Below are 18,649 nucleotides of genomic sequence, written 5' to 3' on the forward strand. Positions count from 1 at the left end.
ATTCCGGCGCGCATTCATTCAGTCATCACGCATTCATCACCCAGGCATCACCCAGTACGACCCCGCGCTATCTCAGCAGACGCCGCCGGCGCGGCGTGCCTTGCCCGATTACGGGCCGGGTGCGTCGCGGCGTGGCCGGGCGTCTCTCAAGCGGGTCATCCCATCGGTCATTCAGCCGCTCATGAGACACATTCATGAGACACATGGAGGTCCCTATGAATCTGACCTATCTCGATACCGCCCGGCAGGTGTTCGCCAAGGAAGCCGAATCCCTGCTCGAAGTCTCGCGCAAGCTCGACAACGACCTGATCTCCGCGGTCGATGCCATCCTGCGCACGCCGGGGCGGGTGGTGGTGTGCGGTATGGGCAAGTCCGGCATCGTCGGGCGCAAGATCGCCGCTACCCTGGCCAGCACCGGTACGCCGAGCTTCTTCATGCATCCCGGGGAGGCCTACCACGGCGACCTGGGCATGGTCACCGAGCACGACGTCTTCCTGGCCATCTCCAACTCCGGTGAGACCGAGGAGGTGGTCAAGCTGATCCCGTTCCTCAAGGACAACGGCAACTATCTGGTGGGGCTGACCGGCAGCCCCGGTTCGACCCTGGCGCAGGCGGCGCACAGTCATCTCGACATCGGTGTATTGGAGGAGGCGTGCCCGCTGCAGCTGGCGCCGACCTCTTCGACCACGGCCACGCTGGCGATGGGCGACGCGCTGGCGGTGACGCTGATGAAGGCGCGCGACTTCCAGCCTGAGAACTTCGCCCGCTTTCATCCCGGCGGCTCGCTCGGGCGGCGTCTGCTGAGCCGAGTCGAGCACGAGATGCGCAGCGACAACCTGCCACTGGTCGAGGCCGACGCCCAGGTACTCGATGTGATCCAGGCGATGTCCCGCGGCCAGCTCGGCATGGCCGTGGTCCGCCACGGCGAGCGCTGGGGAATCATCACCGATGGCGATCTGCGCCGGGCGATCGAGAAGTACGGCGAGCGCGTGTTCAGTCGCCGGGCGTTCGACTTCATGACGCCGCAGGCGTCGCGGATCGCGCCCACTGCCCGGGTCGAGGATGCGCTGGCGCTGATGGACAGCAAGCAGATCAGTGTACTGCTGGTGTTCGACCACGAGCGCCTGGTCGGTGTGTTCAAGAAATGAAGGAGGCGGGCATGCAGGGCAAGGGAGTGCAGGACATGGGAATGCAGGGTGAGAAAGAAAGCGCGTGCATGAGCGACAACACCGTCTGGCATGCCCATCGGGTGGATCGGGCTCAGCGCGAGGCGCTCAACGCTCAGCGTGCCTGCCTGCTCTGGTTCACTGGGCTCAGCGGCTCCGGCAAGTCGACCATCGCCGGGCTGGTCGAGGAGCGGCTGCACCGGTTGGGCAAGCTGACCTATCTGCTCGACGGCGACAACGTGCGCCAGGGACTGAACGGCGATCTCGGCTTCTCCGACGCCGACCGGGTCGAAAACGTGCGGCGCATCGGCGAGCTGTCGGGGCTGTTCGTGGATGCCGGGGTGATCACGCTGTCGGCGTTCATCTCGCCGTTTCGCAGCGAGCGAGCCGCGGTGCGCCAGCGGCTGGCGGCGGGGGACTTCATCGAGGTGTTCGTCGACGCGCCGCTGGCGACCTGCGAGGCGCGCGACCCCAAGGGGCTCTACCGGCGCGCGCGGGCTGGCGAGATCGCTGACTTCACCGGTATCGACTCGCCCTACGAGGCGCCCCAGGCGCCCGAGGTGCATCTGCACAACGACGGCAGCCGCTCGCCGTCGGCGATGGCACAGCAGGTGGTGGACTATCTCGCGGGCCGGCGCTGCGTATGACAGGCCGAGCGTTGGTGGCGTCTGCGGCGATGGCAAGCCAGGTGCAAGCGGTCATTGAGACTCACGCGTCCAAGGAGAACTACGCGTTCAGGGATAACCACGCGTTCAAGGGAGAACCACGATGAAAAGCCTGAATCCGGTCCGGCGTCTGGCGCCGCTGATGGATGTGATGGCCATAGCGCTGGCGGGCGTGCTGGCCAGCGAGGTGCGTTTCGGCAGTGCGCGGCTCGATAGCGGCAACGCGCTGGTGTTGGTGCTGGTGGCGCTGGCGGTGGTGTTGATCAATCTGTTCGGTGGCGGCTACAGCAAGTGGCGCTCGACCCGGCTGCGCAGCCGTATCTACCGACTCTTGTGGGTGTGGGCGGCGGTGTTCGCGGTGCTCGCCAGCCTGCTCTATCTGTTCAAGCTCTCCGAGAGCGTGTCGCGGCAGTGGCTGGTGTTCACCTTCCTGCTGTCGTTCTGCCTGGTGTGCGCGTCGCGGGCGCTGCTGATGATGCTGACCCTCTATCACAACGCCAGCGCCAAGAACCGGCGCAAGGTGTTTCTGGTCGGTCCCGAGGAGAACCTGCTCGATGTGGCACGCTCGCTGCGCCGCCACCGCGAGCAGGGCTATGCGCTCGCCGGTATCTGCCGCGCGCGAGTGCTGCGCAGCCAGAAGGCTCCGCGCCATCTGGCCCAGCGGGTAGAGAAGTCGGGCGCCGACGAGGTGTGGATCTGTCTGCCGGTCTCCGAAGGGGCCCATGTGCGGGCGATCATGTACAACCTGCGCCATCTGCCGCTGGAGATCCGCTTCATCCCGCACTTCGCCGATATCCCGCTGCTCAACCATCGGGTCAGCCAGGTCGCCGGCAATCACGCCTTCGATCTCAGCGTCAGCCCCATCGCCGGCAGCGCGCAGTGGGCCAAACGCCTGGAAGACATCGTGATCGGCGGCTTGATTCTGCTGTTGATCGCGCCGGTGTGCCTGGCCTGTGCGCTGGCGGTGAAGCTGTCGTCGCCGGGTCCGGTGCTGTTCAAGCAGTTGCGCACCGGGGCCAACGGCCACGATGTCCAGGTCTACAAGTTTCGCTCGATGAAGGTGCATCAGGAGTCCGCCGGCCAGGTCTCCCAGGCGACCCGGCGCGATCCGCGCATCACCCGGGTCGGTGCCTTCCTGCGCCGGACCTCGCTTGACGAGCTGCCCCAGTTCATCAATGTGCTGCAGGGGCGCATGTCGATCGTCGGGCCGCGTCCGCACGCCCTGGCGCACAACGACTACTACAAGGATCTGGTCGAGTCCTACATGCAGCGGCACATGGTCAAGCCGGGCATCACCGGCTGGGCCCAGGTGTGCGGCTATCGGGGTGAGACCGACACCCTGGACAAGATGCAGCGCCGGGTCGAGCACGATCTCTGGTACATCAACAACTGGTCGCTGCTGCTCGACCTGAAGATCATCTTTCTCACCGTATTCAAGGGCTTCACCGGTCAGAACGCATACTGATACGGCGCTCTCGACCTTTCATCCGTTACGTTCGAAGGAGCTGAACGTTGGCTAGACACACAAGCTACCTGTACGAGATTCAGGGCTTGCGCGCGGTGGCGGCGCTGATGGTCGCCGTCTATCACATCTGGATCCAGAAGGTCTCCGGCGGTGTCGACGTGTTCTTCGTCGTCGCTGCTTTCTTCATCGTCGGTTCGCTGACCCGCGGCGGCCCACCCACGCTGGGCGGGCTGTTCGACTACTACGCCAAGACCCTGCGCCGGGTGGTACCCAGCGCGGCGGTAGTGATCGTGACCACAGTGGCGCTGTCGCTGTGGTTGATGCCGGATTCGATGTGGCGCAATCAGATCAAGCACGCCCTGGCCTCGACGCTGTTTCTCGAGAACTGGGCACTGGCCTTCACCGCCACCGACTATCTGCAGCAGGGCTCGCCGCCGTCGCCGTTCCAGCAGCTGTGGGCGCTGGCGGTGCAGGTGCAGTTCTACTGCCTGTTCCCGCTGCTGCTGTGGGTGGCGGGTCGCGTCGGCCGTGACCAGCAGGGCTATCGCCGACGGGTGATCGTCGCGCTGGTGCTGATCGGGCTGCTGTCGCTGGGTTACAGCGTCTACATGACCGCGCGCAACCAGCCGTGGGCCTACTTCGATAGCGGCGCGCGGGCCTGGGAGTTCGCCATCGGCGGTTTGCTCGCCTTTGCGGTGACGCGGATGACGCTGTCGCGTCTGGCGGCCAAGCTGCTCGGCTGGGTGTCGCTGGCGGTGCTGCTCACCTTTGCGCTGTTTCTCGAGGTGTCGTCGTCGTTCCCCGGGGTGGTAGCGCTGATACCGGTATTGGCGGCCTGCGGCATCATCGTCGCGGCGCGCAACCAGTGCGACATCTGGCTGCTCAACAATCGCGGCGTGGTGTGGTTCGGCGATCTCTCGTTCGCCTTCTATCTGTGGCACTGGCCGCTGCTCTCCTGCTATCGCTACGCCACCGGCGGCTTCGACGTCGGGCTGCTGCCGGGGCTGGCGATCATCGGCGGCGCCGCGCTGCTGGCGGGCTTGACCACCTGGGGCTTCGAGAACCCGGTGCGCCGTTCGGCGTGTCTGTCGCGTCACAGGTTCGCCACCTATGCGGCCTGCGCTGCACTGCTGGCGCTGCCGATGGCGGCCCTGGGCGGCTGGTATCATGACTACCAGGGGCGCCGCGCCAGCGCCGAGGCGGCACTCGATCAGTTCCTGCACCACGCCCGGCCGGCAGAGGCAGCAGTCTACCCGCCGACCTTGATCGCCAGCATGGATCTGCCACCGTCGTCCCGGGATGGTTGCCATCAGACCGCGACGGATGCCGAGCTGGTGGAGTGCAGCTACGGTGACCCTGACGCCGACAAGACGGTGGTGCTGGCCGGCGGTTCCCACGCCCAGCAGTGGCTGGCGGCGCTCCAACGGGTGGCGGCGCGCGAGCGCTTCCGTCTGGTCACCCTGACCAAGGGCGGCTGCATGCTCTCCCTCGACGCCGATGCCGACTACATGGCGTACCCCTCCTGCCATGCCTGGAACGAGCGGGTGATCGAGCGCATCCGTCAGATCCAGCCCGACTATGTGTTCACCAACTCGACTCGTGGGCAGGGTTCGGCGGAGTACGTGCCCGAGGGCTATCTGGCGGCGTGGCACGCGCTGGCGGAAGGGGGCGTGCGGGTGCTGGCGCTGCGCGACAATCCCTGGTTCGGCTTCGACGTGCCCGAGTGTGTCGATCTGCACGAGGAGGCCGCGGACGCCTGCGCCAAGCCGCGGGATGCGCTGCTCAGTCGGCGTTCGCCCACCGCTGATTATCACCTCGACAACGTCTACTTCGCGGATATCAGCGATCTCTTCTGCGATGAGCGCCTGTGTCGGCCGCTGCAGGGCCAGGTGCTGCTCTACCGCGACGACCATCACATCACCAACACCTTTTCGCAGCTGGCGGCGCCCCGTATCGCCCACACCTTGGCTCAGGCCGAGGCGGCATTCGCGATGGCGGATGCGGGGCACTGGATCGCCGGCGCTTCCCAGGGCAGTCAACCAGCCGAACCCAAGGAGGGATCATGAGTCTGACACGTCGTCGATTCATCACTGCCATGCTGGCCGTGGCCGCGACCCCCGCGCTGCCCGCGCTCTCCGGGCCAATACGCACGCCTTTGGACCGGCGCTCGACGCGGTCGGCATCCGGCGGCCTGCGAATCGTGGGGGAGGCCAACCGGGTCATGCTCGGCTGAGTCGGCAGGCGGCGCCTTCGCTCTGAGCCACTATGCGCCGTCAACGCCCCGCCGAATGCAAGACGCCCGCCGAATCCGGCGGGCGTCTTGCGTTGGTGCCTGGGTGACTGCGGCCGGCGGTGTCAGTCGCCGCCGCGGGCCACGTCGAGGCCGAAGGCGAGTGCGGCATAGCGCCGGGTGCCTCCCTCTTCCAGTGCCTGCACCTGCACAAGAGAGAAGTCGAGGGTGCGATTGTCACCCGCGTCGAGCTGCAGGGCGTCGCCACCCGACTGCCGATTGAGGGCGAGATCGGTGATGCCGCTGTGGGCCGGGATCAGATTGCGCCCGAGGCGGAAGGCGTGGCCGGGGCGGCGCCCGGCCTGGCGCGCATCGCACACGGCGATCGCGGTCTCGACCCCGGGGACGTCGATGCGCAGGTCGTCGAGATCGAATATCGCGGTACCGGCATAGGCGCTCAGCTGCCCGAGTAGCGGCACCACGCCGGCCGGCTGCGGCACTTCTGAGACGATCGCGCCGCCTTTCCAGTAGCCGTAATCGCTGCGGTTGGTGCCCAGCGCCACCAGCACGTCGCCGTCACGCGCGGGACGGGTGAAGGTGAAGCGGCAATCCTTGAGATAGGGCGACTGGGCGTTGCTGTGGCCGCGCAGGTCCATGACCACGTCATGGTGGCTGACGTTGCGATAAGTGACGTCGGCCCAGGAGTCGACGATCACCGCGCCGAAGCCTTCGCCCTCATAGACGAAGGCGCCGGTATCCAGGGTCACGTCCTGGCTGAAGTCAGGGTCCTCGAACCCGGCCAGGCGGCGGAACAGGGTGCGGCCCAGGCCGGGGCCGAACTTGGGCTCTGCCAGGCGCTCGTGCAGGGTGCCGGCGCTGGCGCTCTGACGGGCGACGAAGTTCTTGATCACGTTGCCGCGGGTGGCATAGAAGATCGAGATGCCGAAGTTGGCTGCGTTCTCGGCGTAGAGACCGTCGAACAGACAGTAAGTGCAGCCCTCGAGGTCGAAGGCGGTGTCGCTTACCTCCTTGGCGCTGCAGCCGTAGACCTTGATGTTGTGGGCGTTGTTGAAATAGATCGCGCCATTGGTCCAGCGGCAGTGGACGTCCTGGATGAAGCCGTCGCGCAGGCGCCGCATCCACCTGAGTTCACCGCCCTTGCCGGGGCGCGCCGAGCCGCCCCAGCCGGAGACGTTGCAGTAGTCCATGTGCACGTGGGAGATGCTGAAGTCGCGCACGAAGTTGAGACGCACGGCACCCGCGCGCCTGCTGTCTCCTGGTGAGAGAGTATAGCGACCGGCACCGCCGGAGAGGTCGCTGATACGGATGCGCTCGCTCAGGTCGTCGGGCACCTCGGGGTTGAAACCCGCGGTCACGGCGTTGTCGCTCTCCGGGTCCTCCTCCCGGGTGGAGTAGCGCCCGTTCAGCTCCAGCTCATGGAACACTTTCAGCCCGCCGCAGCGCACGTGATGAATATCGCGGTAGACCGCGTCTCGCACGCAGACCAGGGCCACCGCGCCGCGGCAGAAGTCGCGCGCCTCCAGGGTGAGGCCGCTGACATGGATATCGTGGCTGAAGGCGGCGTCCAGATCGCCCTGCGGCCGCCCCTCGGCCCAGGCGGCGATCACGTGGGGTTCGCGCAGCAGGAACATGCCATCGCGAAAGCCGCTGGCGACATAATCGCTGACCAGGCGGCTGTTGGCGCGCGCGCCGGCGCCCACCAGACGGGTGCCCGAGCGCAGCGCGATACGCCGCTTGCCCAGATAGAGCGCACAGCCCTGGGGCAGATCGGGCAGATACTTGGTGCGGTAGGGGGTCTTGTCCAGAGTTTCCTGGAACCACGCCGATTCGTCGCTGCCGCTGCCCTCGGCGTCAGTGTAATCGGCGCGAAAGCCGACCTTGAGCAGGTCGATGTCGTCGCCGGGCTGGACATAGGCGGCGCCATCGGCGGCCCACAGGGTGAAGCGATGGAAGTCGTCGTGGTGTGGGTGATCAATGGGCAGCCACGCCATCTGATTGGCCTGCCCGGGGTCGTCAAGGGCGACGACGCGCTGTAGCTGGATATCCAACTCGAAGGGGCGGTCGCGGTAGAAGCTGCGGCAGACCAGCCAGCAGCCGTCGGCGACACGGGCACCCGGCCACTCGCGCAGGGTATCCACGCTGTCGACCACCACCAGGCGCTGATCGAGCGCCTGGGCCAGCGGCTGAGTGCCGGAGGCGGAATGAATCTCGCCTTGATCGAAGAACTGGGCGTGCAAGCGCTGCTGCTGGGTGCCATCGCCCACCTCCACCACATAGTGGCCGTTGGGGGCGGCGAACTGGATGCGACCGTCCGCATCGGCGTGGAACGGGTTGGACAGCGGCTGACCACGGCCATCCTCCAGGCCGGCTGCCAGCGTCTCCTCGCCCTGGGGCAGGACGCTGACGGCAGCGCGTGGCAGCGCTCGACCGTCGGCGCGCTGGGCGAAGAAGGTTTTGACTTCCATGGGGCGCACTCTCGCGTCGTGAACTTGCCGAGCATTATCCGCGACTCGCCGCCCGCGCTCTTTTGCGACTTGGTGTGGTTTTGTCAGCCGGTGATGGAGGTGCGTATCCGCCACCGGCAGTGCCCGCGCTAACGCTGGGGAATCAGAGGCCGAAAAGCTGTACCAGGGGTGGCAGCACGAAGGCGGTGACCAGCCCGGAGAGCCCCATGGCCAGGCCGGAGAAGGCCCCGGCAATGGCGCCATAGGTGGAGAAACAGTAAGCGGTCCCGAAGCCGTGGGCGGCCAAACCCATGGAGAAGCCGCGGATGGCCGGATCGGTGACGCGGCCCAGGCGCAGGACCCAGGGGCCGATGATGCAGCCGATGACCCCGGTGAGCAGGACCAGCCCGGCGGTCAGCGAGGGAATACCGCCGATCTTCTCGGCGATGCCCATGGCGATCGGTGATGTCACCGACTTGGGCGCCAGCGATAGCACGGTGGCGTGGGCGGCACCCAGTACCAGGCTGATACCTACCGCCGATACCACCGCAGTGGCGACACCGGCGAGGGTGCCGGCACATACCGGCCACAGCAGGCGGCGTACGCGCTCGCGCTGGTCGAACAGCGGGATCGCCAGGGCCACGGTGGCGGGGCCGAGCAGAAAGTGCAGGAACTGCGCGCCGGCGAAGTAGGTGGGGTAGTCGGTATGGGTGAGGAGCAGAAAGGCGATCAGCAGCGCGATCGACAGGATCACCGGGTGCAGCAGCGGCGTGCCGCCGGCCCAGCGATTGATGCGACTGGCGATGACGAAGGCGATCAGGGTGGCGAACAGATGCAGTAGCGGGCTGGCGGCCAGATAGACCCACACCTGGCCCAGCGGTAGCGGGCTCATGCCTCCTCCTCCTGCGCTGTGCCGTTGCGCTGGGCGAGCCGCTGCATCACCTGACTGGTCACCCACAGGGTCACTGCTGCCGATAGCACCAGCGTGACCAGCAGGATCCAGAACTCCTGCCGGATCAGCCCGACGTGCTCGATCAGCCCGACGCCGGCGGGCACGAACAGCAGGGTGAGGTACTTGAGCAGGCCTTCACCCATGCTGCGCAGACTGGCCGGAACGCTGCCGCGAATGACGAGGCCGATGAGCAGGATCAGCATGCCGATGACCGGGCCGGGAATCGGCAGCGACAGTGCCAGACTCAGCACCTCTCCGAGAAATTGACAGCCGAGCAGAATGCTCATGCCGATGATCAGGGACATGGTGACCTCTTGCGCGCGTGGTGGAAGACGGGGAACAGGCAGAGCGCCTGGAAAGCGGGCTATTGTACGTCGATTGCGGCGATCACCAAGTGCGTCCCGCCGTCCTCCTGCAAGCGATTGATAAAAAAGATGAAAGAAGCGCTTTTCATTTCCGGGAACGCAAGGTAGTATACGCGTCGTTTCGCAGGGTAGCCCACGGGCAAGCCTGGGCGAAGCCGGAGCGTGGCGCAGCTTGGTAGCGCGCTGCAATGGGGTTGCAGAGGTCGCAGGTTCGAATCCTGTCGCTCCGACCAAATCGAGAAAATGGCCAATCGGATTCGCTCCGATTGGCCATTTTTTTTGTGTCGATTTTTCCGTCCAGCCGTTTTGCCATGCGGCTCTCTTTTTGTCCCTCTGTCCGCTGTCCTTCCATCCCGCTGTATGCCGAGGCGCCGACCGTCAGCCGTCGCGCGTCTTGGCTAGAGCCAGAACGCCTCGACCACCGCCACGCTGATCAACGTCACCAGCACGGCGCCGACCAAGTTGAGCAGCAAGCCGGCCTGGATCATCGATTGGATCTTCATCTTGCCGGTGGCGAAGACGATGGCGTTGGGCGGCGTCGCCACCGGCATCATGAAGGCGCAGCTGGCGGCAATCGCCGCGGGCACGGTGATCAGCAGCGGGTCGACGCCCAGCGAGATCGCCAGCGCGCCGAGCAGCGGCAGAAAGGCCGCGGCGGTGGCGGTGTTCGAGGTCAGCTCGGTGAGAAAGATGATCACCAGCACCACGGCGCCGATCAGCAGGAGTAGCGGTAGCACCTCGAACAGGCTCAGCTGATTGGCGATCCAGTCGGCGAGCCCCGAGCTGCTGATGCTGCCGGCCAGTGCCAGGCCGCCGCCGAACAGCAGCAGGATGCCCCAGGGGAGATCCTTGGTGTCCTCCCACAGCAGTAGCGGGCGGTGCGGCTCGTTGCCGCTGGGAATCAGGAACAGGCCCACCCCGGCGATCAGCGCGATCGAGGTGTCGGAGAGCCAGTCCACGCCCATGTCGTTGAGCAGCGGTCGGGTGATCCATGCCAGCGCGGCGAGCAGGAAGACCACGCTGACGCGCATCTCTGCGGCACTCAGCGGGCCCAGCTTGCTCAGCTCGTCGCGGATCACGTTACCGTCCCGGCTGTCGTTCTTGCCGCTGTTCTCGCTGCTGTTGGCACTTGCCTGCAGGCGCAGATCGAAACCGCCGCGGGTCAGCCACCACCAGGCCACGGCCATCATCGCGAGACTCACCGGCAGCCCCACGGCCATCCACTCGGCGAAGCCCAGTTCGATGTTCTGCTCGCTGGAGAGATAGCCGGCGAGGATAGCGTTGGGCGGTGTGCCGATCAGGGTGGCGATGCCGCCGATGCTCGCCGCATAGGCGATCGCCAGCAGCAGGGCGGTGGCGTAGCGTTCGACCTCGCGGGCGTCGGCGCTGGCGAACAGCGACACCACCGACATGCCGATCGGCAGCATCATGATCGCGGTGGCGGTGTTGGAGACCCACATGCTGATGAACCCGGTGGCGAGCATGAAGCCGGCGATCTGCTGGCGTGGCTTTTGACCCATCAGAGCGAGGATACGCAGGGCGATCCGGCGATGCAGATTCCAGCGCTGCATCGCGATGCCGAGCAGAAAGCCCCCCAGGAACAGATAGATTGTCGGGTTGGCGTAGCTGGCGGCAGTGCTCTTGAGTTCGGCAATACCCAGCGCGGGTGCCAGCGGAATCGGCAGTAGCGACGTCGCGGGGATGGGGATCGCCTCGGTGGCCCACCAGATCGCCAGCAGCAGCGCCAGGCCGACACAGTGCCAGGCGGCGGGCGACATCCCGGCGGGTGACGGCAGCAGTAGCGTCGTCAGCACCCAGAGCGGTCCCAGGATCAGGCCGATCCTGGCGGCGAGGGAGGGGGGCGAATGCGCATCCGTGCGAGTGGCGGTCATGACGTCTCTCCGGTTGACGAAGCCATGGATCGAGCAACGGGATGGATGACCCAGAACCGGTCATGCACCCCATTCCCATGCCTCCAGTCTATCAACGGATCGGCACACTGCACCTGGCATGCCGGCTGTCGCCGAGGGTGCGGTATGTGCGGTGGTCTAATATCATGCGCGCACGCCGCGGTCGTCCTCGGATCGGCCGCCCACCCGCAGCACGGCGACGGCGGTAGCGCCGCCGGTGACCTAGGATGACTGCATGAGCGCATCTCTCTATCCCTCTTTCGACGCCTTGGCGTCGCTCTGCCGGCGTGCCGGCGAGGCGATCCTGAGCGTCGCCGCCGGCGGGCTGGAGACGCGCTTCAAGTCCGATGCCAGCCCGGTGACCGACGCCGATCTCGCCGCCCACCAGGTATTGATGGCGGCGCTGCCGACGCTGGGCGATGCCCGTTTGCCGGTGCTCTCCGAGGAGGCGGCCGCCACCCCCTGGGAGACGCGCCGGCGCTGGTCGCGCTACTGGCTGATCGACCCGCTGGATGGGACCAAGGAGTTCATTCGCGGCTCCGACGAGTACAGTGTCAATGTGGCGCTGATTCGTGATCAGCGCCCAGTGCTGGGGGTGATCGCCAAGCCCGGTAGCGGCGAGGTATGGGCCGGCGGCGCTGAATCGGGCGCCTGGTATCAGCCAGCCGCCGGGGCTGCCTGGATTCGACTCGGCGTCGAGTCGTGCACGCCGCCACGGGTGATGGTGAGCCGCCATCACTGCGACGCGCACACCCGGGCGTTTATCGCGCGCCTGCCCGGGGCCCGGGTGGAGGCCCTCGGCAGCTCGCTCAAGTGCTGTCGCATCGCCGCCGGCGAGGCGGATCTCTATCCGCGTTTCGGCCCGACCAGCGAGTGGGATACCGCGGCGGCGCAAGCGATTCTGGAAGGCGCCGGCGGGGCGCTGGTCGATCCACGAGACTGGCAACCGTTGCGTTACAACACCAAGGCGTCGCTGCTCAACCCGGATTTCGTCGCCTGTGCCGACCCCCAGGGAGACTGGCGGGCGGCTTGGCAGGCGGCGCGGTGAGTGCGGCGTCGGCGAAGACAACCGATCGGCTCAGGAGAGTGTGATGTCTGCATGGGGAGTGAGTGCGCTGGCGCTGGTGGCGCTGGCCGTGGTGGTGGGGCTGGCGCTCTACGCCCGCCGACTGTGGCGCGAGGTGCGGCGACGCGAAGCGTTTCGCCGCGACGAGATCGCGCGCGCCAATCGCAACTGCATCGATAGCCTGGCGGCGATCTCGCAAGCGATGCTCGAACGCCAGGTAGACCTGGTCGAGGGCGCCCTGCGCTGCAAGGTACTGCTAGACATCGTCGATCATCAGTTGGTGACACACGAACGCTTCAAGGTGATTGCCGAGGTCCAGGCGCAGGCGGCGCATCTGCGCACGCACGCGGCACGGCGCGAGCTGACGCCGCGCCAGCGCCACCGCGAGGATCTCGCTCGGGTGGCGATCGCCGAACAGTACCAGACTCGGCTGGACGACGCTGCCCGGGCGTTGCAGACGCTATGTGCCGACTGGCCCGAGAAGGGGGCGGCAATCACGCAAGCGGCGTGAACTTTTCGCCGCTACGCTTTGCCAATCTCGTAAATGATGCTAAAAAAGAACAGTGTTTCCGACGCGGGTTTGCATACCGGCAAGGAATCGACAATGCTGTTACGGAGCTGCAAAGAAAAAGGGACAATGGGAACATTGACCGCTACTCGACTCGATGGGTTCCCATCGCGAGAGATTTCTTTGTCGTTGAGGGAGGTGAATGACTTTCTCCCAACGAAATCGGCTTCTATACTCGAAGCCGCTGGGTAACGCCCGTTACGACTAGCGCTGTGTTAAGAAGGAGTCTTACATGAAAAAATCAACGACTGGCCTGCTGCTGGGCTCTGCTCTGGTAGTCGGTCTTTCTGGTTGTGCCAGTTCTGGCATGGAGTCCACCGGTAGCTCTTCCGATCAGGCGTGGTACAACTCGCCGTTCGTCTGTGGCATCGCTGGTGGTCTGATCGGCGGTGGTCTGGGCTACGCAACCAGCGGTAGTTCCGACGAAGACACTGGCGCAGCCGTGGGCGGCGTTGCCGGCGCGACGGCAGGTGCTCTGCTGTGTGCCGACTACTCCTCCAATGTCGTCGACAGCGACGGCGACGGCGTGCCGGACGATCGTGACCAGTGCCCGAACACCCCGGCCGGCGTCGCGGTTGACGCGGTAGGCTGCCCGCTGGACACCGACGGTGACGGCGTGCCGGACTACATGGACCAGTGCCCGGGCACCCCGGCTGGCGTCGAAGTCAACGCCCAAGGCTGCCCGCTGGATTCCGACGGTGACGGCGTGCCTGACTACCAGGACCAGTGCCCGAACACCCCGGCTGGCGCCAAGGTCAACTCTCTGGGCTGTGAAGAGAGCGTCATTCTGCGTGACGTCAACTTCAAGTTCGATTCCGCTGAGCTGACGCCGCAGGCCGAGTCGATCCTCGACGGTATCTCCCAGAAGCTGATGGCCAGCTCCAACGCCAACGCCAAGCTGCGTATCCGTCTCGACGGCTACACTGACTCCGTGGGTCCGGACGCTTACAACCAGAAGCTGTCCCAGCGTCGCGCTGACTCCGTCAAAGCGTACCTGGTCAACAAGGGCTTCAATGCTGACAACATCATGACCTACGGTCACGGTGAGAGCGATCCGATCGCCAGCAACGACACCGCTGAAGGTCGTGCCCAGAACCGTCGCGTCGAACTGGACGAGTGGAAGTAAGCTCGCCACCAGATCGATGTGATCAAGAGGGCGCCTTCGGGCGCCCTCTGTCGTTGTGGGGCAGGTCTGACCGCTGCATCGACGCCTTTCCCCGCCATACCTGCCCGGACAACCGCGTAATCGATGGCGTCGGTGTCTCGGCGCTGCTACGCTAGTGCCCCCAAACTCGCCTCACGGCGATATCGTCAAGTCGACGCCTTTCCGCCGAACATCGGCCTGCCCGTATGCGGGCTGATCGTGGATAGCGACGTCACCGTATCGAACCGTTCACGTGGTCCTTGGTGTGGACCACCACTGAACATAAGGATGTCTTCATGCCTATTGTCACGCTGCCCGACGGCAGTCAGAGAACCTTCGAACATCCCATCAGCATCATGGCGCTGGCCGAGTCCATCGGGCCGGGTCTGGCCAAGGCGTGCATTGCCGGCAAGATCGATGGGGTCGAGGTCGATGCCGCGGATCTGATCGACCATGATGCCGAGGTCGCCATCATCACCGCGCGCGATCCGGAAGGGGTGGATATCATCCGCCACTCCTGCGCTCACCTGATGGGGCATGCGATCAAGCAGCTCTATCCGGCGGCGAAGATGGCGATCGGTCCGGTCATCGACGACGGCTTCTATTACGACATCGACTTTGGCGAGTCGATCTCGTCGGAGGATCTGGAGCAGATCGAGGCGCGCATGAAGGCGCTGATCGACCAGGATTACGACGTCGTGCGTGAGTACGTCGACAAGGCCGAGGCGCTGGCGACCTTCGTCTCGCGTGACGAACCTTACAAGCAGCAGATCGTCGAGGGGATTCCCGATGGCGAGACGATTCGTCTCTACCATCATCAGGAGTACATCGACATGTGCCGCGGGCCTCATGTGCCCAACACCCGGCACCTCAAGGCATTCAAGCTGACCAAGCTGGCCGGCGCCTACTGGCGGGGTGATTCCGCCAACCCCATGCTGACCCGCATCTACGGCACGGCCTGGGCCGACAAGAAAGCGCTCAAGGCCTATCTCCAGCGTCTGGAAGAGGCCGAGAAGCGTGATCATCGCAAGCTGGCGCGGCGCTTCGACTTCTTCCATATGCAGGAAGAGGCGCCCGGCATGGTGTTCTGGCACCCCCGCGGCTGGACCTTGTGGCAGGTCGTCGAGCAGTACATGCGTAAGGTCTACAAGAGCGGCGGCTATCAGGAGATCAAGTGCCCTCAGGTGATGGACGTGTCGCTGTGGAAGAAGTCCGGCCACTGGGACAACTACGCCGAGAACATGTTCTTCACCGAGTCGGAGAAGCGCGAGTATGCACTCAAGCCGATGAACTGCCCCGGCCATGTCCAGGTCTTCAATTCGGGGCTGCGCAGCTACCGCGAGCTACCGATCCGCTACGGGGAGTTCGGCGGCTGTCATCGCAACGAGCCTTCCGGTGCGCTGCACGGTATCATGCGCGTGCGCGCCTTCACCCAGGACGACGGCCACGTCTTCTGTACGCCCGAGCAGATCGAGCCCGAGGTGACTGCTTTCCACCGTCAGGCGCTCAAGGTCTATGCTGACTTCGGCTTCGACGATATCGCGGTGAAGATCGCGTTGCGCCCGGACAAGCGCCTGGGTAGTGACGAGACTTGGGATCGGGCCGAGGGTGCGCTGCGCGCTGCACTCGCCAACTGCGATGTAGAGTGGCAGGAGTTGCCAGGCGAAGGTGCTTTCTATGGTCCGAAGATCGAGTACCATATGAAGGATTGCCTCGGCCGCGAATGGCAGGTCGGTACCATGCAGGTGGATTTCATGATGCCTGGCCGCCTCGGCGCCCAGTACGTGGCCGAGGATGGCTCGCGCCAGACCCCGGTCATGCTGCACCGTGCCATTGTCGGCTCGATGGAGCGCTTCGTGGGTATCCTGATCGAGCACTACGCCGGAGCTCTGCCGCTATGGCTGGCGCCGGTCCAGGCGGTGGTGTTGAACATCACCGATGCACAGCGCGAATACGCCGAAAATCTCCTGAAACGCTTGCGTGAAGCGGGCTTCCGCGTCGAAGCGGACTTGAGGAATGAGAAGATCGGCTTTAAAATTCGCGAACATACGCTGCAGAAGATCCCTTATCTGCTGGTTGTCGGAGATAAGGAAGTCGAATCGGGTGCCGTTGCCGTGCGTACTCGGTCCGGCGAGGATCTGGGCTCCCTGTCGGTAGAGGCGCTGCTGGCGCAGCTCGAACATGCAGGCAAGCCGGATCAGCACTGAGCAGCAACGTGAATCGCCAAACGGAGATCTAACGATCAAGCGTAATAATCAGCGCGGGCGCCCTCAGGAAAAGCGCGCGCCCATCAATGACCGTATTCGTGCAGACGAAGTTCGCCTTATCGATGCCGAGGGCGAGCAGGTGGGGGTCGTCCCCATGCAGGAGGCGCTGGAGCGTGCCGAGGAAGCCGGTATGGACCTCGTGCAGATTTCCAATGCCGATCCCATCGTCTGCAAGATCATGGACTACGGTAAATTCCTCTTCGAGCAGAAGAAGCAGAAATCGGCTCAGAAGAAGAAGACCAAGCAGATTCAGGTCAAGGAAGTGAAATTCCGGCCTGGCACGGACGAGGGTGACTATCAGGTGAAGCTCAAGAACCTGATACGTTTCCTCGAAGGTGGCGACAAGGGCAAGGTCACCCTCCGCTTCCGCGGTCGCGAGATGGCGCACCAGGACATCGGTCGTCGACTGATGGAACGGATCGCCGGCGATCTCGAGGAGATGGCCGCTGTCGAGTCCTTTCCCAAGATGGAAGGCCGGCAGATGATCATGATCCTTGCGCCCAAGAAGAAGTGATCCGCGGGCAAGTCGAACGGGGTGTGGCGCCTATGTGCCACGCCCGGCCTCGGGTTTTCTAAAGAAATCGGATCGGAGTTCTTACTCATGCCGAAAATCAAGAGCAACAGTGGCGCTGCCAAGCGCTTCAAGAAGACCGCCAATGGCTTCAAGCACAAGCAGTCTTTCCGTAGTCACATCCTGACCAAGAAGTCCACCAAGCGTAAGCGTCAGCTGCGCGGTATGAAGCAGGTCCACGCTGCCGACAAGCAGCTCGTGGCCCGCATGCTGCCGAACCTCTGAGCCCCTTTGGTCGACCTTTTTTAACGTCAGGAGAGTACTATGTCTCGCGTCAAGCGTGGTGTCGTCGCACGTCGTCGTCACAAGAAGATCATGAAGCAGGCCAAGGGTTACTACGGTGCGCGTTCGCGCGTCTTCCGCGTAGCCAAGCAGGCGGTCATCAAAGCCGGTCAGTACGCCTATCGTGACCGTCGTCAGCGCAAGCGTCAGTTCCGCGCGCTGTGGATCACCCGTATCAATGCGGCGGCACGCAACAACGGCCTGTCCTACAGCCGTTTCGTTGCCGGCCTCAAGAAGGCGGGTATCGAGATCGACCGCAAGGTGCTGGCCGATCTGGCCGTTCACGAGAAAGCCGCGTTTACGGCGCTCGTCGAGAAAGCCAAGGCTGCATAAGCCGGTCATCCCCGGCCCTTCGCGGGTCGGAGTAATCGCGTGACCGATCCAGGGGAAGAGCAGCCGCTCTTCCCCTGTTTTTTTCCCATACCCTGTTTTTGAGTGCACTGCAGCAGCGATACGCGGTGCGTCAAGAGAGACAAGCGGAGCTCGACGGATGGATCATCTTCCTGCCCTGGTCAACGAGGCGAGTGCGGCCATCGCCGCGGCCGAGGACGCCCAGGCTCTGGACCAGGTGCGTGTGCGCTATCTGGGCAAGAAAGGCGAGATCACGGCGCTGTTGAAGGGGCTCGGCCAGTTGCCTCCGGAGGAGAGGCCGGCTGCCGGCGAGCGCATCAACGAGGCCAAGCAGGCGCTGCAGCAGGAGCTCGAGCAGCGCCGCCAAACCTTGGAGCAGGCGGCGCTGTCGGCACAGCTCGAAGCCGAGCGTATCGACGTCACCCTGCCCGGGCGCGGCGAGGTCAATGGCGGTCTGCATCCGGTGACCCAGACCCTGGAGCGCATCGAGGCGCTATTCCAGCACATCGGGTTCGATGTCGCCGTGGGCCCCGAGATCGAGGATGACTTCCATAACTTCGAGGCGCTCAACATCCCGGCCCACCATCCGGCGCGGGGCATGGCGGATACCTTCTACTTCGACGCCACGCGGCTGTTGCGCACCCATACCTCTCCGGTCCAGGTGCGCACCATGCAGTCGCAGGAGCCGCCGATCCGTATCGTCTGCCCGGGACGCGTCTATCGCAGCGACTCCGATTTGACCCATACCCCGATGTTTCACCAGGTCGAGGGCTTGCTGGTCGACGAAGGGATCAGCTTCGCCGATCTCAAGGGCACTATCGCCGATTTCCTGCAGGCGTTCTTCGAGCGTGACGATCTGCAGGTCCGCTTCCGGCCTTCCTACTTCCCGTTCACCGAGCCCTCCGCCGAGGTCGACATCCAGTGTGTGATGTGCCGCGGCGAGGGTTGCCGGGTCTGCTCGCACAGCGGCTGGCTGGAGGTGATGGGGTGCGGCATGGTGCATCCCGAAGTCTTCCGTCACTCGGGTATCGATGCCAGCCGCTTCACTGGCTTCGCCTTCGGCATGGGGGCGGAGCGTCTGGCGATGCTGCGCTACGGCGTCAACGATCTGCGCCTGTTCTTCGACAACGATCTGCGGTTCCTGCGCCAGTTCAACTGAGTTCTTCGCCAGTCAAGGAGTAT

17 protein-coding genes and 1 tRNA gene are annotated in these 18,649 nt (G+C 64.8%); 14 read left to right on the forward strand and 4 right to left on the reverse strand.

All coding sequences use genetic code 11. The features are described 5' to 3' along the window. The first annotated feature begins 215 nt into the window (after positions 1-215). From J0A90_RS00935 to J0A90_RS00955, 5 genes are all read left to right on the forward strand, one after another. Complete coding sequence (locus J0A90_RS00935; protein ID WP_207035398.1) at positions 216-1,148, forward strand: SIS domain-containing protein; 933 nt, start codon at positions 216-218, stop codon at positions 1,146-1,148. Positions 1,149-1,159: 11 nt separating this feature from the next. After that, positions 1,160-1,813 carry an adenylyl-sulfate kinase gene (cysC, locus tag J0A90_RS00940; RefSeq protein WP_255701941.1) on the forward strand — a complete coding sequence of 218 codons (654 nt, stop codon included), beginning with the start codon at positions 1,160-1,162 and terminating at the stop codon, positions 1,811-1,813. 121 nt (positions 1,814-1,934) lie between these two features. Next, complete coding sequence (locus J0A90_RS00945) at positions 1,935-3,296, forward strand: undecaprenyl-phosphate glucose phosphotransferase (protein WP_207035400.1); 1,362 nt, start codon at positions 1,935-1,937, stop codon at positions 3,294-3,296. A gap of 47 nt (positions 3,297-3,343) precedes the next feature. Beyond that, complete coding sequence (locus tag J0A90_RS00950) at positions 3,344-5,362, forward strand: acyltransferase family protein (RefSeq protein WP_207035402.1); 2,019 nt, start codon at positions 3,344-3,346, stop codon at positions 5,360-5,362. Further along, positions 5,359-5,529: a hypothetical protein gene (locus J0A90_RS00955; RefSeq protein ID WP_207035404.1), complete on the forward strand. Its 171-nt coding sequence runs from the start codon at positions 5,359-5,361 to the stop codon at positions 5,527-5,529. The genes J0A90_RS00950 and J0A90_RS00955 overlap by 4 nt, the downstream gene beginning before the upstream one ends. 122 nt (positions 5,530-5,651) lie before the next feature. On the opposite strand, the gene J0A90_RS00960 is transcribed toward J0A90_RS00955, so the two are convergent. From J0A90_RS00960 to J0A90_RS00970, 3 genes are all read right to left on the reverse strand, one after another. Then, entirely contained in the window at positions 5,652-8,012 is a 2,361-nt protein-coding gene (locus J0A90_RS00960) for a right-handed parallel beta-helix repeat-containing protein (RefSeq protein WP_207035406.1), read from the reverse strand. A 142-nt stretch (positions 8,013-8,154) separates the two neighbouring features. Beyond that, positions 8,155-8,883 (reverse strand): LrgB family protein, encoded by a 729-nt coding sequence (locus tag J0A90_RS00965; RefSeq protein WP_207035408.1) that lies wholly within the window; start codon positions 8,881-8,883, stop codon positions 8,155-8,157. After that, the gene (locus J0A90_RS00970) at positions 8,880-9,248 is read right to left on the reverse strand and encodes a CidA/LrgA family protein (RefSeq protein ID WP_207035410.1); all 369 of its coding nucleotides are present in this window, start codon (positions 9,246-9,248) and stop codon (positions 8,880-8,882) included. The genes J0A90_RS00965 and J0A90_RS00970 overlap by 4 nt, the downstream gene beginning before the upstream one ends. Before the next feature lie 216 nt (positions 9,249-9,464). On the opposite strand from J0A90_RS00970, the gene J0A90_RS00975 reads away from it, so the two are divergent. Further along, positions 9,465-9,541: transfer RNA gene (locus J0A90_RS00975), tRNA-Pro, on the forward strand. Positions 9,542-9,706: 165 nt separating this feature from the next. Here J0A90_RS00975 and J0A90_RS00980 read toward each other — a convergent pair. Continuing rightward, entirely contained in the window at positions 9,707-11,200 is a 1,494-nt protein-coding gene (locus tag J0A90_RS00980; RefSeq protein WP_207035412.1) for a DASS family sodium-coupled anion symporter, read from the reverse strand. Between the two features lie 253 nt (positions 11,201-11,453). Between J0A90_RS00980 and cysQ the strand changes: the two genes are divergently transcribed. The 8 genes from cysQ to pheS all read left to right on the forward strand — a co-directional run bounded on the left by cysQ (position 11,454) and on the right by pheS (position 18,626). Continuing rightward, positions 11,454-12,266 (forward strand): 3'(2'),5'-bisphosphate nucleotidase CysQ, encoded by an 813-nt coding sequence (cysQ, locus tag J0A90_RS00985; RefSeq protein ID WP_207035414.1) that lies wholly within the window; start codon positions 11,454-11,456, stop codon positions 12,264-12,266. A gap of 43 nt (positions 12,267-12,309) precedes the next feature. After that, positions 12,310-12,795, forward strand: coding sequence for a DUF2489 domain-containing protein (locus J0A90_RS00990; protein ID WP_207035417.1), 486 nt, complete (start codon positions 12,310-12,312; stop codon positions 12,793-12,795). A 289-nt stretch (positions 12,796-13,084) separates the two neighbouring features. Further along, entirely contained in the window at positions 13,085-13,978 is an 894-nt protein-coding gene (locus J0A90_RS00995) for an OmpA family protein (RefSeq protein ID WP_207035419.1), read from the forward strand. A gap of 314 nt (positions 13,979-14,292) precedes the next feature. Continuing rightward, a complete protein-coding gene (gene thrS / locus J0A90_RS01000) occupies positions 14,293-16,203 on the forward strand; it encodes a threonine--tRNA ligase (protein ID WP_207035421.1) in 1,911 nt (636 codons plus the stop codon). After that, positions 16,178-16,777, forward strand: a complete 600-nt coding sequence (gene infC / locus J0A90_RS01005) for a translation initiation factor IF-3 (protein ID WP_207035423.1) — start codon at positions 16,178-16,180, stop codon at positions 16,775-16,777. The genes thrS and infC overlap by 26 nt, the downstream gene beginning before the upstream one ends. Before the next feature lie 87 nt (positions 16,778-16,864). Further along, complete coding sequence (rpmI, locus tag J0A90_RS01010) at positions 16,865-17,059, forward strand: 50S ribosomal protein L35 (RefSeq protein WP_035470931.1); 195 nt, start codon at positions 16,865-16,867, stop codon at positions 17,057-17,059. Positions 17,060-17,098: 39 nt separating this feature from the next. After that, on the forward strand, positions 17,099-17,449 hold the full coding sequence (gene rplT, locus J0A90_RS01015) for a 50S ribosomal protein L20 (RefSeq protein ID WP_035470930.1): 351 nt from the start codon (positions 17,099-17,101) through the stop codon (positions 17,447-17,449). Positions 17,450-17,606: 157 nt separating this feature from the next. After that, positions 17,607-18,626 carry a phenylalanine--tRNA ligase subunit alpha gene (gene pheS, locus J0A90_RS01020; RefSeq protein WP_207035425.1) on the forward strand — a complete coding sequence of 340 codons (1,020 nt, stop codon included), beginning with the start codon at positions 17,607-17,609 and terminating at the stop codon, positions 18,624-18,626. Positions 18,627-18,649 lie beyond the last annotated feature (23 nt).

This window comes from Salinicola sp. DM10 (assembly GCF_017306975.2).
Classification (GTDB): domain Bacteria; phylum Pseudomonadota; class Gammaproteobacteria; order Pseudomonadales; family Halomonadaceae; genus Salinicola.

Excerpts from the sequence above, each read along its gene's own strand:
- infC (WP_207035423.1), top strand. The coding sequence starts at position 16,178 with ATGCAGGCAAGCCGGATCAGCACTGAGCAGCAACGTGAATCGCCAAAC.
- J0A90_RS00970 (WP_207035410.1), bottom strand. The coding sequence starts at position 9,248 with ATGTCCCTGATCATCGGCATGAGCATTCTGCTCGGCTGTCAATTTCTC.
- J0A90_RS00990 (WP_207035417.1), top strand. The coding sequence starts at position 12,310 with ATGTCTGCATGGGGAGTGAGTGCGCTGGCGCTGGTGGCGCTGGCCGTG.
- cysC (WP_255701941.1), top strand. The coding sequence starts at position 1,160 with ATGCAGGGCAAGGGAGTGCAGGACATGGGAATGCAGGGTGAGAAAGAA.
- pheS (WP_207035425.1), top strand. The coding sequence starts at position 17,607 with ATGGATCATCTTCCTGCCCTGGTCAACGAGGCGAGTGCGGCCATCGCC.
- J0A90_RS00935 (WP_207035398.1), top strand. The coding sequence starts at position 216 with ATGAATCTGACCTATCTCGATACCGCCCGGCAGGTGTTCGCCAAGGAA.
- rpmI (WP_035470931.1), top strand. The coding sequence starts at position 16,865 with ATGCCGAAAATCAAGAGCAACAGTGGCGCTGCCAAGCGCTTCAAGAAG.
- J0A90_RS00965 (WP_207035408.1), bottom strand. The coding sequence starts at position 8,883 with ATGAGCCCGCTACCGCTGGGCCAGGTGTGGGTCTATCTGGCCGCCAGC.
- J0A90_RS00980 (WP_207035412.1), bottom strand. The coding sequence starts at position 11,200 with ATGACCGCCACTCGCACGGATGCGCATTCGCCCCCCTCCCTCGCCGCC.
- cysQ (WP_207035414.1), top strand. The coding sequence starts at position 11,454 with ATGAGCGCATCTCTCTATCCCTCTTTCGACGCCTTGGCGTCGCTCTGC.
- rplT (WP_035470930.1), top strand. The coding sequence starts at position 17,099 with ATGTCTCGCGTCAAGCGTGGTGTCGTCGCACGTCGTCGTCACAAGAAG.
- J0A90_RS00960 (WP_207035406.1), bottom strand. The coding sequence starts at position 8,012 with ATGGAAGTCAAAACCTTCTTCGCCCAGCGCGCCGACGGTCGAGCGCTG.
- J0A90_RS00955 (WP_207035404.1), top strand. The coding sequence starts at position 5,359 with ATGAGTCTGACACGTCGTCGATTCATCACTGCCATGCTGGCCGTGGCC.
- J0A90_RS00945 (WP_207035400.1), top strand. The coding sequence starts at position 1,935 with ATGAAAAGCCTGAATCCGGTCCGGCGTCTGGCGCCGCTGATGGATGTG.
- thrS (WP_207035421.1), top strand. The coding sequence starts at position 14,293 with ATGCCTATTGTCACGCTGCCCGACGGCAGTCAGAGAACCTTCGAACAT.
- J0A90_RS00995 (WP_207035419.1), top strand. The coding sequence starts at position 13,085 with ATGAAAAAATCAACGACTGGCCTGCTGCTGGGCTCTGCTCTGGTAGTC.